The organism is Actinomadura monticuli (assembly GCF_041463655.1).
Taxonomy (GTDB): Bacteria; Actinomycetota; Actinomycetes; order Streptosporangiales; family Streptosporangiaceae; genus Spirillospora; species Spirillospora monticuli.
In genome coordinates this window covers 87,201-103,114 of record NZ_JAXCEI010000005.1, presented here as the reverse complement: position 1 = coordinate 103,114, position 15,914 = coordinate 87,201, and the positions used below count along the sequence as shown (strand labels likewise).

The following is a 15,914-nucleotide window of genomic DNA, read 5'->3' as shown; positions in this document are numbered from 1 at the left end:
GGTCAGGCGTCGGTGGAGAAGCGGATGGCGGTGGGGGGGAGTTCTATGCCCGGCCAGATCCGCAGGCCGGGGCGTAGTTCGTTGCCGGGGCCGACCACCGCGCCGTCGCCGAGGACCACGCCGTCCAGGACGGCGCCGGGGCCCACCCGGGCGCCGCGGCTCAGGACCGAGTCGCAGACCGTGGCGCCCTCGGCGACGAACGCGTTCTCCAGCAGGACGCTGCCCACCACGGTGGCGCCCGCCTCGATCACCGCGTTGCGGCCCACCGTCGTGCCGCCGCGCACCACAGCGCCCGGGGCCACCTGGGCGCCGGGGAGGATCAGGCGCTCACCCGGGTCGCCCGGCATCGCGGGAGAGGTGAGCGCCCCCAGGACCAGGTCGCGGGAGCCCTGGACGAACGCCTCCGGGGTCCCGACGTCCAGCCAGTAGGCCGACTCCACGTGCCCCATGACCAGGGCGCCCGACGCGATGAGGCTGGGGAAGGTCTCGCGTTCGACGGAGACCACCTCGTCCTCGGGGATCGTGTCGATCGCGGAGCGGCGGAAGACGTAGCAGCCGGCGTTGATCTGGTTCGTGACCGGGTGCGAGGTCTTCTCCAGGAAGGCGGTCACCCGGCCGTCGTCGGACGTCGGGACGCAGCCGAACCGGGACGGGTCGTCCACCTCCGTCAGGTGCAGGGTCACCGCCGCGCCGGCCTCCTCGTGCAGCTTCACCTGGGCCCGGACGTCATGGCCCGACAGGATGTCGCCGTTCAGGATCAGGACCGGGTCGTCCGGGCCGCAGGTCAGCGCGCGGGCCGCGTTGCGGATGGCGCCGCCGGTGCCGAGCGGCTCCCTCTCGCTGACGTAGGCGAGGTCGACGCCGTGCGCGTGGGCCCCGAACGCCGCCTCGAACATCTCGGCGCGGTAGGACGTGGCGAACACGATGCGCTCGACGCCGGAGGCGTGGGCACGGGCGAGCTGGTGCGCCAGGAACGCCACGCCGGCGGTGGGGAGCAGGGGTTTCGGGGTGGAGATCGTCAGGGGGCGCAGGCGGGTGCCCTGGCCACCCACCAGGAGGATCGCTTCCACTCGATTCCTTTCTCCGCGCGAGGTCGGAGAGAGCCTAGTGGGTGCGGGATGCGGCGTACTGGTCGACCGCGCGCCGGTAGGAGGCCATGTGCGCCTCGGCGGACGCCGACCAGGAGAACTCCTGGGAGCGGGCGTGGGCGGCCTCGGCCAGCTCGGCGCGGCGGGACGGGTCGTCGATCAGCGCGGCGAGCGCCGACGCGATGCCGGCCGGGTCGGGCTCGGTGTAGGCGACCGCGTCGCCGCCCACCTCGGGGAGGGGGCCGCGGCGCGTGGTGAGGACGGGCGCGCCGCATGCCATCGCCTCCAGGACGGGCAGGCCGAACCCCTCGCCGCGGCTCGGAAGCGCGACGACCAGGGCGCCGCCGAAGAAACCGGGCAGGGACGGCCACGGCAGGTAGCCGGGGCGCAGGACGCGCAGGTCCAGCGGGACGGTGGCGAGGGCCGCGTCGACCTCGTCGTCCCATCCGCCGCTGCCCGCGAGGACGAGGGCGGGGGCGTCCGGGCGGCCCGCGCAGGCCCGCGCCCAGCCGCGGATCAGGCTCGGGACGTTCTTGCGCGGCTCCAGCGCCCCCAGGTAGGCGACGTAGGGGCGGCCGTGCAGGCCGAGGCGGTCGGAGACCTGCTTGGTCTCGGCCTCCGACGGCCGGTGGAACACCTCGTGGTCGACGCCGTGGTAGGCGACGTCGATGTGCGCCGGGTCGGCGCCGAGGACGCTGACCAGCTCGTCGCGGGTCGCGCGGGACGGGGCGATGAGCCGGGTCGCGCGGCGCGCCGCGGTGCGGGTCGCCGACTTGATGTACGACGTGCGGACCGGGTCGTGCAGCTCGGGTTCCGCGAACAGCGTCACGTCGTGGATCGTCACGACGGTGGGCAGCAGGGCGCTCACCGGCATCGTGTACGTGGGCAGGTGGATGACGTCCGCGCCGACGCGCTCGGCCACGTGCGGCAGGCCGGTCTGCTCCCACGCGAGGCGGGTGGCGCGGTGCGCCAGCGTCGCCGGGCCGGCGACGACCCGGGCCCCGGGGACGAGGCCCTCGTAGCGTTTCTCGTCCGCCCGCTGGCAGGCGACGGCGAGATCGGCGCCCTGCGCGTGCAGGGCGCACAGGAGCCCGTCCACGTACCGGCCGAGCCCGCCGCGATCGGCAGGCACGGCGGTGGCGTCGAGGAGAATTCGAGGCGCCACGGTCCATTCCCCCATCCAGCGCGGTGGCGTAGATCACCCTTTACTCCCCGAGCCTACGCCCGCCGGGCGTGCGCTCGGGTGACCTCGTTCCACGCGATTCACGATGAGGCCCCTACCCGCTGGCTACCTCTTACGCGCCCGCACGAGGACGATGCTGCCGCGCTCGTTCGGCGCCTTGCGGTCGGCGAGGGCGACGAGCGGGGTCAGCGGCGCGGCGGCGTTGAAGCCGACCTTGCCCCCGTAGGTGGACAGCGACAGGTAGAGGCGCTCGCTGGCGGCCGTGCGGAACTGGTAGCTGTGCTTCACCAGGTCGAGGCCGCGCTCGTCCATGAGCTTGCGCAGGCTGTCGTGGGTGTAGGTGTGCTGGACGTGGTACTTGGCCTTGTGCGCGTCGCGCAGCTTCGGCCAGGCGTCGGCGCGGCTCAGCACGTCGGCGGACATGAAGATCTCACCGCCGGGCTTCAGCACCCGCGCCATCTCGTCCAGCGACCTGCCGCCGTCGTCGAAGTGCTCGATCGCGCAGACGGACAGGACCGCGTCGAACGACCCGTCCGCGAACGGGAGCCGCAGCGCGTCGCATTCGATCAGCGCGGGGGCGTGCGCGAGCGTCCGCCCGTAGACCATCTTGGTGCGGGCGAGGTCGATCGAGACGGCCTCGGCGCCGCGCCTGCGCGCCCGCCCCGCCCAGTAGCCGTCGCCGCCCGCGACGTCGAGGACGCGCCTGCCGCGCAGGTCGCGCCCCATCCAGTCGAGCAGCGTCCCCGCCTCGCGGTACCGGCACACGTGCACCTGGTGCCCCATGAAGGCGACCACATCCGAAATCTTCATCGCCCCCAACTGTAGGGCGAGCGGACGGGTGGGAGGTCGCGTTCGCCTACGCTGGGCGGGTGAAGATGAAGGTCGTCGCCGTGCGGGCGCTGCGCGTGCTCCTGGTGCTGCTCGCGCTGGCGTTCTGCGCCTACAGCGTGGCCTCCCAGTGGGACGCGACGGTCCGCGCATTCGAGCAGATGTCGTGGGCCGCGCTGGCAGGCGCGCTCGCCGCGGGGCTGGCGGGGCTCTTCGTCTGGATGCTCGGCTGGCGGGAGTTCCTCGCCGGGCTCGGGTCGCCGCTGCCCGTGCGGGCCATCTTCCGCATCTCCGGGATCTCCCAGCTCGGGAAGTACGTGCCCGGCAAGGTCTGGGCGCTGGTGACGCAGATCGAGATGACCCGCGAGCACAAGGTGCCGCCGGAGCGCAGCTTCGGCTCGACGCTGCTGGCGGTGGCGACGTCCACGGCGTGCGGCCTGGCCGTCGCGGCGGTGACGCTGCCGCTGACGTCGAAGACCGCGCGGGACGAGTACTGGTGGCTGTTCCTGCTCGCGCCCGTCCTGCTGGTGCTGCTGCACCCGAAGATCGTGACCTGGGCGCTGGGGACGATGCTCCGGCTCATCCGGCGCCCGCCGCTGGAGCACCCGGTGAGCCTCGGCGTCACGCTGCGGGCCATCGGCTGGACGGTCCTCGGCTGGGCCCTGTTCGGCGTCCACACCTGGCTGCTGTGCATGGCCGTCGGCGGCGACGGGCCGGGCCTGCCGTTCGTCGCGACCGGCGCCTACGCGCTGGCGTTCGTCGCCGGGTTCCTCGTCTTCATCGCGCCGGGCGGCATCGGGGCGCGGGAGGCCGCGCTGACCGTGGTGCTGACGCCGGTGCTGCCGGCGGGCGCCCCGGTCGTGGTCGCGATCGCGTCCCGGGTGCTGCTCACCATCGCCGACCTGGTCAACGCGGGCGTCGCGATCCTGCTGGGACGCACCGCCCCGCCCGCCGGGAATGAACCGCCCTCCAAGCAGCTTGTGAGGGATACGCAGCCTACGAAGGAGGGACCGTGACGGCCCCGATCACCGTGACCGACGCGACGTTCGCGGACGAGGTCCTGAAGAGCGACACTCCCGTACTGGTCGATTTCTGGGCCGACTGGTGCGGGCCGTGCCGCATGATCGCTCCGGTGCTGGAGCAGATCGCCGCGGAGCAGGACGGCAAGATCAAGATCGCGAAGATGGACTACGACGCGAACCCGCAGACGCCGAACAAGTACGGCGTGATGGGCCTGCCGACCCTGCTGCTGCTGAAGAACGGCGAGGTCGTCGAGCAGATCGTCGGCGCCAAGCCGAAGCGCGCCCTCATGAAGGTTCTCGAACCGCACCTGTGAGCGCGTCGATGTAGGCGGCCCAGAGCGGGCCGTCGTCGACCGGCCGGACGCCGGAGCGGAAACGCTCCGGCTCCCCCGGCTCGTAGAACCGGCGCAGCGCGGCCGCCAGCGCCGCGACGTCGTCGGGCGGGCAGAGCAGCCCGTCGACGCCCACGCGGACCTGGGCCGCGAACCCGCCCACGTCGGTGGCGATCACTGGCAGGCCGTGCTCGTAGGCCATCAGGACGTTCTGCGACGCGGTCGCCATCCGGTACGGCAGGACGACCGCGTCGGCGGAGGCGAACAGCCCCGGGACGTCCGCGGCCGGGACGTAGCCCGACCGCAACTCCACCCGCGACTCCAGGTCCAGCGACCGCGCCAGCTCGCGCAGGTCGTCCAGGCAGTCGCCCCAGTACTCGCCCGCGACGGTCAGCGACACGTCGTCCGGGCCTTCGGCGAGGGCGCGCAGCAGGACGTCCACGCCCTTGTAGGGGCGGATGAGCCCGAAGAACAGCAACCGCCGGTGCACCTTGGCCCCGCCCTGTGAACCGTCGCCCTCGGAGGGGGCCCGCTCGGCGGGCAGGTGCGGGGCCATCTGCGCCACCCGCACGGGACGGCCGGTGATCCCGCGCGCCACCTCCGCCTGCGCCTCGGTGTGGACGAGGACGCCGTCCACCTTGCGCAGCAGCCGTCTCATCAGCGGCTCGTCGTACGGCTTCCGCTCGTGCGGCAGGACGTTGTGGCACAGCGCCACCACCCGCGTCTTCCGCCGGATGCCCGCCAGGATTCCCAGGTAGGCCGGCACCTGCACGGTGCTCAGCACCACCAGGACGACCAGGTCGCGGGACCGCAGGGCGCGGCCGGCGCGCCACCAGCCGTCCGGGCGGCGCCAGTCGAGCCGGCGCCGGGTGCCGGGGAACGGCTCGCCCTCCGGCTCGGAGATCGTCTGCTGCCCCGGGTACAGGAACCCCGGGTACTGGGCGCGCCACGACTCGATGACGACGTCGTGGCCGGCCGCCGCCAGCCGGTGCGCCAGTTCGGTCGTGTGCCGGGCGCCGCCGCCCTTGTACGGGAACGCCGGTCCGACGATCGCGATGCGCATGCCGCCGCCCGCCACGCTAGACGTCGCCGCGCGATCGGACGATCAGGTCGGCGAGCAGGGCCAGCGACGCGATGATCAACCCGGTCACGAAGATCATGATGGTGTTGTTGGCGAAGTAGCCGAAGTGCACCACCATGTCGAACACGCCCTTGAGCAGCCCGATCACGATCAGCCACAGCGCGGGCGGCATCAGCACCTTGAGCGGGTTGAAGTACATGACCATCCGCAGCACCTGCAGGATGTACCGGTAAGCGTCCTTGGTGAAGTGGAACTTCGACTTCCCGGCCCGCTTCGCGTAGTCGATCGGCATGTACCGGACCGGGTGCTGGTTCGACAGGAACGCGATCGTGATCGTGGTGACGCAGGAGAACCCGGGCGGCAGCAGCCGCAGGTACGGCAGCGACACCTCGCGGCGGAACGCGCGCAGCCCCGAGTTCAGGTCGGGGATCCTGGAGTTGGTGAGCCGCTCGGCGACCTTGCGGATGAACCACTTGGCGGGGACGCGCAGCACCTTGTGCGTCCCCTCCTCGGTGGTGCGCGCCCCGACGACCTGGTCGATGGACGGGTCGGCGTCGAGGGCCTCCACGAGCTCGGGGATCCGCTCGTTCGGGTAGGACATGTCGGCGTCCGTCCACACGACGATCTCGCCGCGGGCCTGCTGGGAGCCGATGCGCCGGACGGTCCCCGAGCCGCTGTTGTGCTGGAACGCCATGATCCGCATGTTCGGGAAGCGGGGCTCGGCCTCGCGCAGCCGGGCGAGCGTGTCGTCGGTCGAGCAGTCGTCGACGGCCAGCAGCTCGTAGGTCTTGCCGCTGCCGTCCATCGCCCGGCAGATGCGCTCGACCTCGTCGATCACGTGGTCCTGCTCGTTGTAGCAGGGCAGCACGATCGTGACGTGGACGGGCCCGGCCGGCGGCCGCGCCGGCTCGGGCGAGGGCGCGGGCGAGGGCACCGCCCCGGCGGGCTCGGCGGGCGCCGCGGGCGCGGACCCGGCGGACCCGGCGGCCTCGGGGGGCGCGGTCTCGGCGGGCGCGGTCTCGGTCTTCGGCTCGGCAGACTGGGTGCTCACGCAGCGCGAGGATACTCGTCCTGGCGAACGCGGGCAGCCGTTAGGACGCCGAGGGCTCGGCGATCCAGACCTCCATGGACAGCCCCCACGTCCCGCCCGGGGGCTTGGTGAGGGTGCGCCCGTCCTGCCGTGTCCGCACGTACAGGACCCGTTCCGGGGCGCCGTACGGGGCGACCTGCTCCCGCTTCGCCGCCATGATCACCGGACGCCGCCCGGCCCCGGACACGCCCGCGGCGACGCGCCGCACATCGGCGGGCGTGGCGCCGCCGCTCACCCGCGCGGACGGCAGCCCGCACATCCCCCGCACGACCTGCAGGAACCGGTCGGCGGTCGACTGCTCGACCACGACGACGGAGGCGTTCGGCGGCAGCGCGTCGCACATGCCCCGCACGGCGCCCACCTCGTGCTGCTCGGTACGGGTCACCATGAAGGCGCCGGACGTCAGCACGATCGGCACGAGCATCAGCGCGACACCGGCGACCGCGCCCCGGTTCACCAGCGTGGGCCCGTACCCGACCCGGCGGACGCGCCGCACCGTCCACGCCGACGCGAACACGGTGAACAGCAGCAGGCCGGGGATGACAAGGCCGATCAGCCGCCGCGACGCCCACGGATGGTCGGGCGTGATCCCCGGCCGGAGCAGCACCTGCGCGGTCGTCCAGACGACCATCGCGTAGGGCAGCAGCCATTCGGGCGACCGCCCGCGCAGCAGCCGCCGCGCCAGCAGTGCGGCGCCCAGCGTCGCGAACAGCAGCGCCGGGACGCCGATGTACCAGACGACCCAGTACAGGGACAGCTCCGAGTACTGCCGGGTGCCGTCCACGTCGAGGTGCTGGATCCGCTGGATCGTCTCGATGAACTGGACGTTCAGCTCGTCGTCGCGCGTGCCCGGCACCCGGCGGACGGTCTGCACCAGCGGCCGGACCGCGAACCCCGCCATCACCAGCACGGTGAGGACGGCCGCGGCGTCCGGCAGCCGGCCCCTCGCGACGGCGGAGCCGAGCCCGCGCAGCCGCGAAGCGGACGGCTCCCAGCGCAGCAGCACCGCCATCAGGACGGTCGCGGCGAGCACCGCGACACTGATCGCGAGCAGCGGCCTCAGGGACGGCCCGAGGTAGGTCAGGTAGGGGCGGGACAGCGTGAAGCCCTCGGCCAGCCCGGCGCCGGCGCCGAGCAGCAGCCCGCCGGCCACCCACGGGCCGGTGCGCCGCCCGAGCCCGATGAGCAGGCCGGCGAAGGCGAGCACGGGCAGGACGTCCCGGAGCCCGTCGATGCGGACGAGCACGATGAGCCCGAGGGCGGCGCCCGCCAGGAACGCCTTGGTACCGGCGGCCCGCCCCCGCTCCCGGCGGACGTCGTCCATCAGCGACAACCCGCCCAGCAGCAGCACGATCGCGGGCAGCTCGCTGAACGTGCTGCGCGAGACGTAGAGCATCGGCAGCGTCAGCGCCAGCAGCAGTGCCCCGGCGGGCGCCCAGCGCGGGCCGACGAGCCGCGCGACGAGCCCGGCGAACGACAGCACGCAGCAGGCGCCGAGCAGCGGCGCCATCAGCAGGATCCCGTGCGTCCCGCCGACCCAGCCGCCGAGCGCGAGGACCAGCGGCATGCCCGCCATGAACTGCGGGACGATCGCGCCGCCGTCCTGGTAGAAGGCGGGGCTCTCGAACTTCAGGACGGCGTCCGGGCCGCCGAAGGCGTCCGTCATGCGCGGGATGGGCAGCGACCCGTGGTCGGCCAGCCAGGTCGCGAACTGGACATAGGACGCCGGGTCGCGGCGGACGACGATCTGCTCCGAGCACATGGCCACCTGGAGCGCCAGGAACGCGACGGCGATCGCGAGGACGCCGCCGGTCGCCCACCACGGCGCCGCGGCCATGCCGCCCCCGGGGCCGTCCCGCCGCCCGTCCGGCAGGTCGCGGGGCCGGGACCGCAGGCCGAGCCACAGCGCCCCCGCCGCGACCGGCGCGAACAGCGCGATCGCCGGGCCCGGCCGGAACACGCCCGCCATCAGCAGCGGCAGCGACACCGCCAGCCACGCCACGACGAGCAGCGCCGGGACGACGGTGACGCGGACGAGCAGCCGACCAGCGTTCATCTCCCCGCCCCGTACTCGTGAGCCCAGTGCCCGCACTCGTGAGCCCAGTGCCCGTGCTCCTGAGCCCGGTGCTCGTCCGCCTGCGTGGTTCAACGGGTGGTCATCCACCCGTGCGGAGCGTAGCGGCAGCGGGCGGGTGGTGGCTCTCGGACGATCATGCGGGCATACGCTCTGGCCATGAGCGCACACGACCCGAGCGCGGCCACGCCCGCCGAGCTGCTGCGGCAGCGGGTGGCGGACGACCCGTCCACCCCCCTGGTCACCTTCTACGACGACGCGACCGGGGAACGCGTCGAGCTGTCCGCGCGGACGTTCGACAACTGGGTCGCCAAGACGGCGAACTTCTTGGTGGACGGCCTCGGCGCCGAGCCGGGCGACCGGGTCGTGCTCGTCCTGCCGCCGCACTGGCAGACCGCGGTGTGGCTGCTGGCGTGCTGGTCCGCGGGGCTCGTCGCCGAGCCGGTCGATCCGGCGGCCGTGCGGGGACGGGACGCGGGCGAACCGATCGGCTCGTCCGGGCCGTACATCCTGGCGGCGGCGCAGGAGGTGCTGGACGAGGTGCTCGCGGACGGGGAGGCGGAGGAGATCGTCGGGCTGTCGCTGCACTCGCTCGGCGGCCCGCTCGCCGACTGCCCGCCCGGCGTGACCGACTACGCCGAGGAGGTGCGCGCGTACGGCGACCGGTTCTCTCCGGGGCGTGCGGTGACGCCCGGGGCTCCCGCGCTGCATGTGGCCGCCCAGAATGTGACAAAGGCCACACTCAGCGCCGGGGAGCTGGTGGGCGCCGCGCGCGACGCCGCTGAGAAATGGGAGCTTGACGCACGCGACCGCCTGCTGGTTGACATGCCGTTCACCACACTGGACGGGGTACTGATCGCGCTGCTCGCACCACTAGCCTCGGGTGCTTCCGTCATAATCCAACGAAACTTTGACAAAGCGACCCTAGATCGACGTGCAACCGTGGAGCATGTGACGGTGGTGGCCGGACCACCCGGACCGAATGACGCATCCGGGTCCCCGTACCGGCTCTCCTGACCTACGCTCTCCTTGCCCCAGTCCCGTCACCCGACCCCTGAAAGCGGGCGATCCCGTGCGGGGGATGACCTCCCGCACCTTCAAGAACCGCTGAGACCCCGGACCCGGAGCCGATGAACAGCAACCCGATGTACATGGAGTACGTCGACGACGCCGACCCGCAGCCGGCGCCGCGACGCGGCTGGCGCATCCTCGGATGGGTGTGCATCGGGCTGTCGGCGGTCATGGTGGCCGGCTCCCTCACCGCCTACGGCCTGTACCGCAAGGCGTTCGGGAACATCTCGCACGAGGACGTCAACGCGCAGCTCGGCCCCAACCGGCCGAAGAAGCTGAACAGCGCGATGAACATCCTGCTGCTCGGGTCGGACACCCGCGCGGGGGCCAACGGCAAGTACGGCCGGTCGCTGAAGAACGAGGCGCCCCGCTCGGACACGATGATCCTGCTGCACCTGTCGCCCGGCGGCGGGCAGGCGATGGGCATCAGCTTCCCCCGCGACCTGATGATCCCGATGCCGTCCTGCAAGAGCCGCAAGGGCGGGACGATCCCGGCGCAGTCCCGCGCCCAGATCAACTCGGCGTTCACCAACGGCGGCGCGGCCTGCGTCATCAAGACGATCGAGAGCATCTCCAACATCCGGGTCGACCACTTCATGCAGGTCGACTTCACCGGGTTCAAGACCATCACGAAGGCGATCGGCGGCGTCCCGGTCTGCCTGCCGAAGTCGGTCAACGACCCCAAGTCCGGGCTCCGGCTGTCCAAGGGCAAGCACAAGATCTCGGGCGAGACGGCGCTGGCCTACGTGCGCGTCCGGCACGGGCTCGGCGACGGCTCCGACACCGACCGCATCAAGCGCCAGCAGAAGTTCATGGGGGCCCTCGCCGGCCAGGCGATGAGCGCGGGCGTGCTCAGCAACCCCAAGAAGCTCTACGCGCTGATGAACGCGGTCACCAAGTCGCTCACCACCGACAAGGAGCTGACACCGCAGGTCATGATGGACATCGCCCAGGAGATGTCCGGCATGACCACCGGCAAGCTGCGGTTCGTGACCGTCCCGTCCGGGCCCGACCCGGCCGACATCAACCGGGTGGCGCTCTCCCAGGCCGCGCAGCCGTTCTTCGCCGCCGTCCGCAACGACAAGACCGTGCCCAAGGAGCCGAAGGCGGGGGCGTCGAAGATCCCGCCGAGCCAGGTCCGGGTGCGGGTCTACAACGGCAGCGGCGTCGACGGCCAGGCCGGGCGCGTCGCCGACGACCTGGAGTCGCAGGGCTTCCAGGTGGCCGTCGGCGGGAACGCCCCCGCCACCGCGGCCACCAAGGTGCTGTACGGTTCCGGTGCCGACCAGCAGGCCCAGACGCTCGCCGCGCTCATCCCGAGCGGACCGCAGCCGACGGCGCGCGGGAAGGGCGCCACGCCGGGCGTCGTCGACCTCGTCGTCGGACGCAACTGGACGAATCTGAAGAGCGCCGGCGCCGGCATCCCGAAGCAGCAGGGCGAGATCCGGGCCAGCGACAACATCTGCGACACCTGACCCCGGGCAGCGTATGACGTACACCACCAGGCCCTCCGGAGCCGAGACCGCTCCGCTCCCCCCGCACCCGCCGTCCCCCGACCCGGCGGCGCCGGCCGCGGCGGGCGCCGCCGGCACCGCGCAGGCACCCGCGCCCGCGCAGCCCGCCAAGCCGCGCAAGGAACGCGACCCGTTCTTCGACAACGCCAAGTACTTCGCGATCCTGCTGGTGGTGGCGGGCCACTCCCTGGCCAACCTGCTGAACGTCCCGATGGCCAAGGGCCTGTACATCTTCATCTACCTGTTCCACATGCCGCTGTTCATCGTGATCACCGGCTACTTCTCGCGGAACTGGACGTTCGCCGGCGGCAAGGCGCGCAAGCTCATCACCCACGTCGGCGTGCCCTACGTGGTGTTCGAGACCGCCTACTCGCTCTACGACTGGCTGGCCGGGCGCAACACGCTGGAGATCAGCCTGCTGAACCCGTACTACCTGACGTGGTTCCTCATCGCGCTGTTCATGTGGCGGCTGTCCACCCCGGTGTGGCAGCAGATCCGCTGGCCGCTCGCGGTGGCGCTGGGGTTCGCGCTGCTGTCGTACATGAGCGACCTCGGCGGGACGTTCGACATCCACCGCGTCATCGGGCTGCTGCCGTTCTACGTCCTCGGCCTCACGCTGCGGCCCGAGCACTTCGAGCTGCTGAAGAAGCCGATCGCGCGGCCGATCGGGGCGGTGGTCCTCGCCGCCGGCCTCGCCGGGACGTACCTCGTCATGAACCACATGTCGCGGAGCTGGATCTACTGGAAGCACGCGCACTACCAACTCGGCGTCGGCAACTTCAACGGCACCGTGATGCGCCTCATCATGTTCGTCGCCGCGACCGTGTTCGTCGCCGCGTTCCTCAGCCTGATCCCCCGCCGCCGCCACTGGTTCACCCAGCTCGGCGCCTACACCCTCTACGCCTACCTACTGCACGGGTTCGTGACCCGGCTGCTGAACTTCACCGGCTGGTGGGGCGCGGACTGGATGCACACCGTGCCCGGAACCATCATCGTGATCTGCGGCGCCCTCGTCGTCGGGACGGCGCTGTGCTCCAAACCCGTCGTCCGGTCGATGAGCTGGGCCCTGGAACCCAAGATGACCTGGGTCTTCACACCTCTCCGGCGGCCGGGCCGACGGTAGGAAGCGCGCACACCCATGACGGACACCCTCCCCCCGCCGCGTCCCCCGGCGCCGCCCGCCCCCGCGCCGGCCGTCACGGCTCCCGACGTCACCGTCCCCGACGGCCTGGCGCCCGTGGGCCGGGCCCCGGCCGGCGGGACGCCCGCGCCCGCGCCGAAGCAGCGCGACGCCTACTTCGACAACGTGAAGTTCTTCCTGATCATGCTGGTCGTCCTCGGCCACGTCTGGGAGGTCTTCCGCAACGACAGCCACGCGGTGAACGCGGTCTACTCGCTCGTCTACGCCTTCCACATGCCGGCGTTCGTGTTCGTCTCCGGTTACTTCTCCCGCGGCTTCATGAAGTCGACGGAGAAATTCCGGGTTATTTTCCCGACGTTGATCGTGCCCTATGTGATTTTCGACGTCCTTTACCGGATGCAGCTGGTGGTCATCAGGGGGAACGAGTTCCGCTTGCACGAACTTTTCCGTCCGCAGTTCCTGATGTGGTTCCTCGTCGCGCTGGTGCTGTGGCGGCTGAGCGCCCCGCTGTGGTCGCACCTGCGGAATCCGGTCGCGGTGTCGGTGGCGCTGTGCCTGGTCGCCGGGAGCTGGAGCTTCAACTCCGACTCGACGCTGTGCCGGACCGCCGGGCTGCTGCCGTTCTTCGTCCTCGGCCTGACGGTCCGGCGCGACCGCGTCGAGGCGCTGCGCGGACCCGGCTGGACGCGCTGGGCCGGCGCCGCCGCGCTGCTCGCGGCGCTGCCGGTCGCCTACGTCTGGCAGCTCGGCACCGTCGTGCCGAAGGTCGAGCGCGGAGTCCTGCTGTGGAACCGCGGCTACGAGCACATGGGCTTCGGCGCGCTGGAGGGCATGGCGTACCGCCTGCTCGCGCTGGTGATCGCCGCCGTCCTCGGCATGGCGTTCCTCGCGGCCGTCCCGCGCGGGCGCGCCTGGTACACCGCGCTCGGCACCCGGACGATGTACGTCTACCTGCTGCACGGTCTCGTGGTGAAGGGGCTGGAGTACGGCGGCGTCCTCGACGGCGGCTTCCTCCGGACGCCGCTCGGCCTGCTCCTCGTCACGGCCGGCGGTCTCGCGCTCGGCGTCCTGCTCGCCAGCGTGCCCGTCCAGCGTCTCACCCGCTGGGCCGTCGAACCCAAGGGACGATGGCTGCTCAAGCCCTCTCATGGCGGGACATAAGATCTACCTACGATCTGCGGGTATAGTCCAGATTCACCGAGTAGCTGATTGGCCTACGCGTGAGCAGTGATCACGACATCTCTTTGAGCATCATCGTGCCCGTGCACAAGGTGCAGGGGTACATCCGGCAGTGTCTGGATTCCATCCTCGACCCGGATCTGCCGAATCTCGAGATCATCGCGGTCGATGACGCCTCGCCGGACGGCTGCGGTGAGATCCTCGACGAGTTCGCCGCGCGCGACCCGCGCGTCCGGGTGCGGCACCTCACCGAGAACGTGGGCCTCGGCCACGCGCGCAACGTCGGCATGGACATGGCGACCGGCGACTACGTCTGGTTCTTCGACAGCGACGACTACGCGACCGAGGGCGCCGTGCGCGCGATCGTCGACCGGCTCCGGGAGACGCGCCCCGACGTCCTGATGTTCGACTACGCGCGGTCCTACTGGAACGGGCGGGTCAAGCGCAGCATCATCAACCACCTGTTCCGGGAGCCCCCCGCGCCGGACGTGTTCACGATCGCCGAGCGGCCGAGCCTCCTGGAGATGTTCACCTCGATCTGGAACCGGGCGATCCGCCGCGAGTTCATGATCGAGCACGGGCTGCGCTTCAACAGCGGCTACTACGAGGACGTCAGCATCACCTACCCGCTCCTCATGGCCGCCGAGCGGGTCAGCTTCCTCGACCGGGTCTGCTACGTCTACCGGCAGCGCCGCCGCGGCGCGATCACGAAGACGGCCAGCGCCAAGCACTTCGACGCCTTCGACCAGTACGACCGCATCTGGGCGTTCATGGACGCGCTCGGCCCGGACATGGACCCGCTCCGGCCGCTGATGTTCAACCGGACGATCTGGCACCTGCTCGTCATCCTCGAGCGCGCCGACCGCGTGTACCCGTCGGAGAAACCGCGGTTCTTCGCCGAGATGTCGAAGACCTACAACCGGTACAAGCCGGCGGGGCACGTGCCGCCGGACGACGAGCCGGGCCTCGCCGACAAGCACCGCGCGATCGAGCGGGGCGACTTCAAGGCCTGGGAGCGCCTCAGCTCGCCGACGCTCTCGGCCAAGGCCAAGAAGCGCGGGCGCAAGGTCAGGAAGCTGCAGAGGCGCAGCGTCACGCGCTCCAAGGAGCTCGCCAAGGAGCGCTACTACCAGATGCGGCGGCGCATGCCGATCGAGGAGGACCTCGCCGTCTTCGCCGCCTACTGGTACCGCGGGTACGCCTGCAACCCGGCCGCGATCTACGAGAAGGTCCGGGAACTGGCCCCGCACATCCGCTGCGTGTGGATCGTGAAGCCGGGCGGGCGCAAGGACATGCCCGAGGGCGTGGACTACGTGGTCGCCGGCTCCGCGGACTACTACCGGACGATCGCCGCCGGGAAGTACTTCGTCAACAACGTCAACTTCCCCGACCACCTCGTCAAGCGGCCGGGGCAGGTGCACCTGGAGACCCAGCACGGCACGCCGCTGAAGAAGATGGGCCTGGACCAGATGGAGTACCCGGTCGGCGCCGCCGACATGGACTTCAAGGCCCTCATCGAGCGGTCCGACCGCTGGGACTTCCTCATCTCCGCCAACCCGCTGACCAGCGAGGCGTGGGAGCGCGGCTTCCCGTGCCACTACGAGATGCTGGAGATCGGCTACCCGCGCAACGACCGGCTCGTGCGCGCCACGCCGGACGAGCAGGCGCGGCTGCGCGCCGAACTCGGCGTCCCCGAGGGCAAGACCGCGGTCCTGTACGCGCCGACGCACCGCGACTACCAGCGCCGCTACACGCCGATGTTCGACATCGGCCGCGTCGTCGAGCAGCTCGGCGACGACCACGTCCTCCTGCTGCGCGCGCACTACTACTACAAGCTGAAGGACATGGCGGCCGACCTCGGCTGGCCCGAGGACCGGGTGATCGACGTGTCCAGGCACCCGTCCGTCGAGGACCTCATGATCGCCTCGGACGCGCTGCTCACCGACTACTCGTCGATCATGTTCGACTACGCCAACCTCGGCAAGCCGATCGTGATCTACGCCAACGACTGGGAGACCTACCGGCTCACCCGGGGCGTGAACTTCGACCTCACCGAGTTCCCGCCCGGCGTCGTCGCCTACACCGAGGACGAGCTCATCGACGCGTTCGTGTCGAAGGCCCCGTGGGGCGACGCGGCGGGCAAGAACCTGGAGGCGTTCCAGGCGCGGTTCTGCCCGTGGGACGACGGGGACGCGGCCGAGCGCGCGGTGCGCCGGGTGTTCCTCGGCGAGAAGATCGCGAATCCGCCGCAGAGCGCCACGCCCGACGCCGGACCGCAGTAGCATCCGGCGCACGCCCCCCGCGGCGTGAA

General features: G+C 71.5%; 13 protein-coding genes. 7 read left to right on the top strand and 6 right to left on the bottom strand.

Features of this window, described 5'->3' with window-relative positions; genetic code table 11:
- Window positions 1-2: 2 nt before the first annotated feature.
- The 3 genes from manB to SM611_RS12305 form a co-directional block, all read right to left on the bottom strand.
- Window positions 3-1,070: a mannose-1-phosphate guanylyltransferase gene (gene manB, locus SM611_RS12315; RefSeq protein ID WP_371949625.1), complete on the bottom strand. Its 1,068-nt coding sequence runs from the start codon at window positions 1,068-1,070 to the stop codon at window positions 3-5.
- Between the two features lie 34 nt (window positions 1,071-1,104).
- On the bottom strand, window positions 1,105-2,253 hold the full coding sequence (locus SM611_RS12310) for a glycosyltransferase family 4 protein (protein WP_371949624.1): 1,149 nt from the start codon (window positions 2,251-2,253) through the stop codon (window positions 1,105-1,107).
- Window positions 2,254-2,376: 123 nt separating this feature from the next.
- Complete coding sequence (locus SM611_RS12305; RefSeq protein ID WP_371949623.1) at window positions 2,377-3,081, bottom strand: class I SAM-dependent methyltransferase; 705 nt, start codon at window positions 3,079-3,081, stop codon at window positions 2,377-2,379.
- 65 nt (window positions 3,082-3,146) lie between these two features.
- Between SM611_RS12305 and SM611_RS12300 the strand changes: the two genes are divergently transcribed.
- Both SM611_RS12300 and trxA read left to right on the top strand, forming a co-directional pair.
- Window positions 3,147-4,115 carry a lysylphosphatidylglycerol synthase transmembrane domain-containing protein gene (locus SM611_RS12300; protein ID WP_371950034.1) on the top strand — a complete coding sequence of 323 codons (969 nt, stop codon included), beginning with the start codon at window positions 3,147-3,149 and terminating at the stop codon, window positions 4,113-4,115.
- Window positions 4,112-4,435 carry a thioredoxin gene (gene trxA / locus SM611_RS12295; RefSeq protein WP_371949622.1) on the top strand — a complete coding sequence of 108 codons (324 nt, stop codon included), beginning with the start codon at window positions 4,112-4,114 and terminating at the stop codon, window positions 4,433-4,435. The genes SM611_RS12300 and trxA overlap by 4 nt, the downstream gene beginning before the upstream one ends.
- On the opposite strand, the gene SM611_RS12290 is transcribed toward trxA, so the two are convergent.
- The 3 genes from SM611_RS12290 to SM611_RS12280 all read right to left on the bottom strand — a co-directional run bounded on the left by SM611_RS12290 (window position 4,407) and on the right by SM611_RS12280 (window position 8,680).
- Window positions 4,407-5,516 (bottom strand): glycosyltransferase family 4 protein, encoded by a 1,110-nt coding sequence (locus SM611_RS12290; protein ID WP_371949621.1) that lies wholly within the window; start codon window positions 5,514-5,516, stop codon window positions 4,407-4,409. The genes trxA and SM611_RS12290 overlap by 29 nt on opposite strands.
- A gap of 16 nt (window positions 5,517-5,532) precedes the next feature.
- Window positions 5,533-6,468 (bottom strand): glycosyltransferase family 2 protein, encoded by a 936-nt coding sequence (locus SM611_RS12285; protein WP_371950033.1) that lies wholly within the window; start codon window positions 6,466-6,468, stop codon window positions 5,533-5,535.
- Window positions 6,469-6,625: 157 nt separating this feature from the next.
- The gene (locus SM611_RS12280) at window positions 6,626-8,680 is read right to left on the bottom strand and encodes a hypothetical protein (RefSeq protein WP_371949620.1); all 2,055 of its coding nucleotides are present in this window, start codon (window positions 8,678-8,680) and stop codon (window positions 6,626-6,628) included.
- A gap of 177 nt (window positions 8,681-8,857) precedes the next feature.
- On the opposite strand from SM611_RS12280, the gene SM611_RS12275 reads away from it, so the two are divergent.
- From SM611_RS12275 to SM611_RS12255, 5 genes are all read left to right on the top strand, one after another.
- Window positions 8,858-9,715, top strand: coding sequence for a TIGR03089 family protein (locus SM611_RS12275; protein WP_371949619.1), 858 nt, complete (start codon window positions 8,858-8,860; stop codon window positions 9,713-9,715).
- Between the two features lie 113 nt (window positions 9,716-9,828).
- Window positions 9,829-11,244, top strand: a complete 1,416-nt coding sequence (locus tag SM611_RS12270; protein WP_371949618.1) for an LCP family protein — start codon at window positions 9,829-9,831, stop codon at window positions 11,242-11,244.
- Between the two features lie 13 nt (window positions 11,245-11,257).
- The gene (locus SM611_RS12265) at window positions 11,258-12,406 is read left to right on the top strand and encodes an acyltransferase family protein (RefSeq protein WP_371949617.1); all 1,149 of its coding nucleotides are present in this window, start codon (window positions 11,258-11,260) and stop codon (window positions 12,404-12,406) included.
- Window positions 12,407-12,421: 15 nt separating this feature from the next.
- On the top strand, window positions 12,422-13,585 hold the full coding sequence (locus tag SM611_RS12260) for an acyltransferase family protein (RefSeq protein ID WP_371949616.1): 1,164 nt from the start codon (window positions 12,422-12,424) through the stop codon (window positions 13,583-13,585).
- A gap of 59 nt (window positions 13,586-13,644) precedes the next feature.
- Entirely contained in the window at window positions 13,645-15,885 is a 2,241-nt protein-coding gene (locus SM611_RS12255; protein WP_371949615.1) for a bifunctional glycosyltransferase/CDP-glycerol:glycerophosphate glycerophosphotransferase, read from the top strand.
- The last annotated feature ends 29 nt before the right edge of the window (window positions 15,886-15,914 follow it).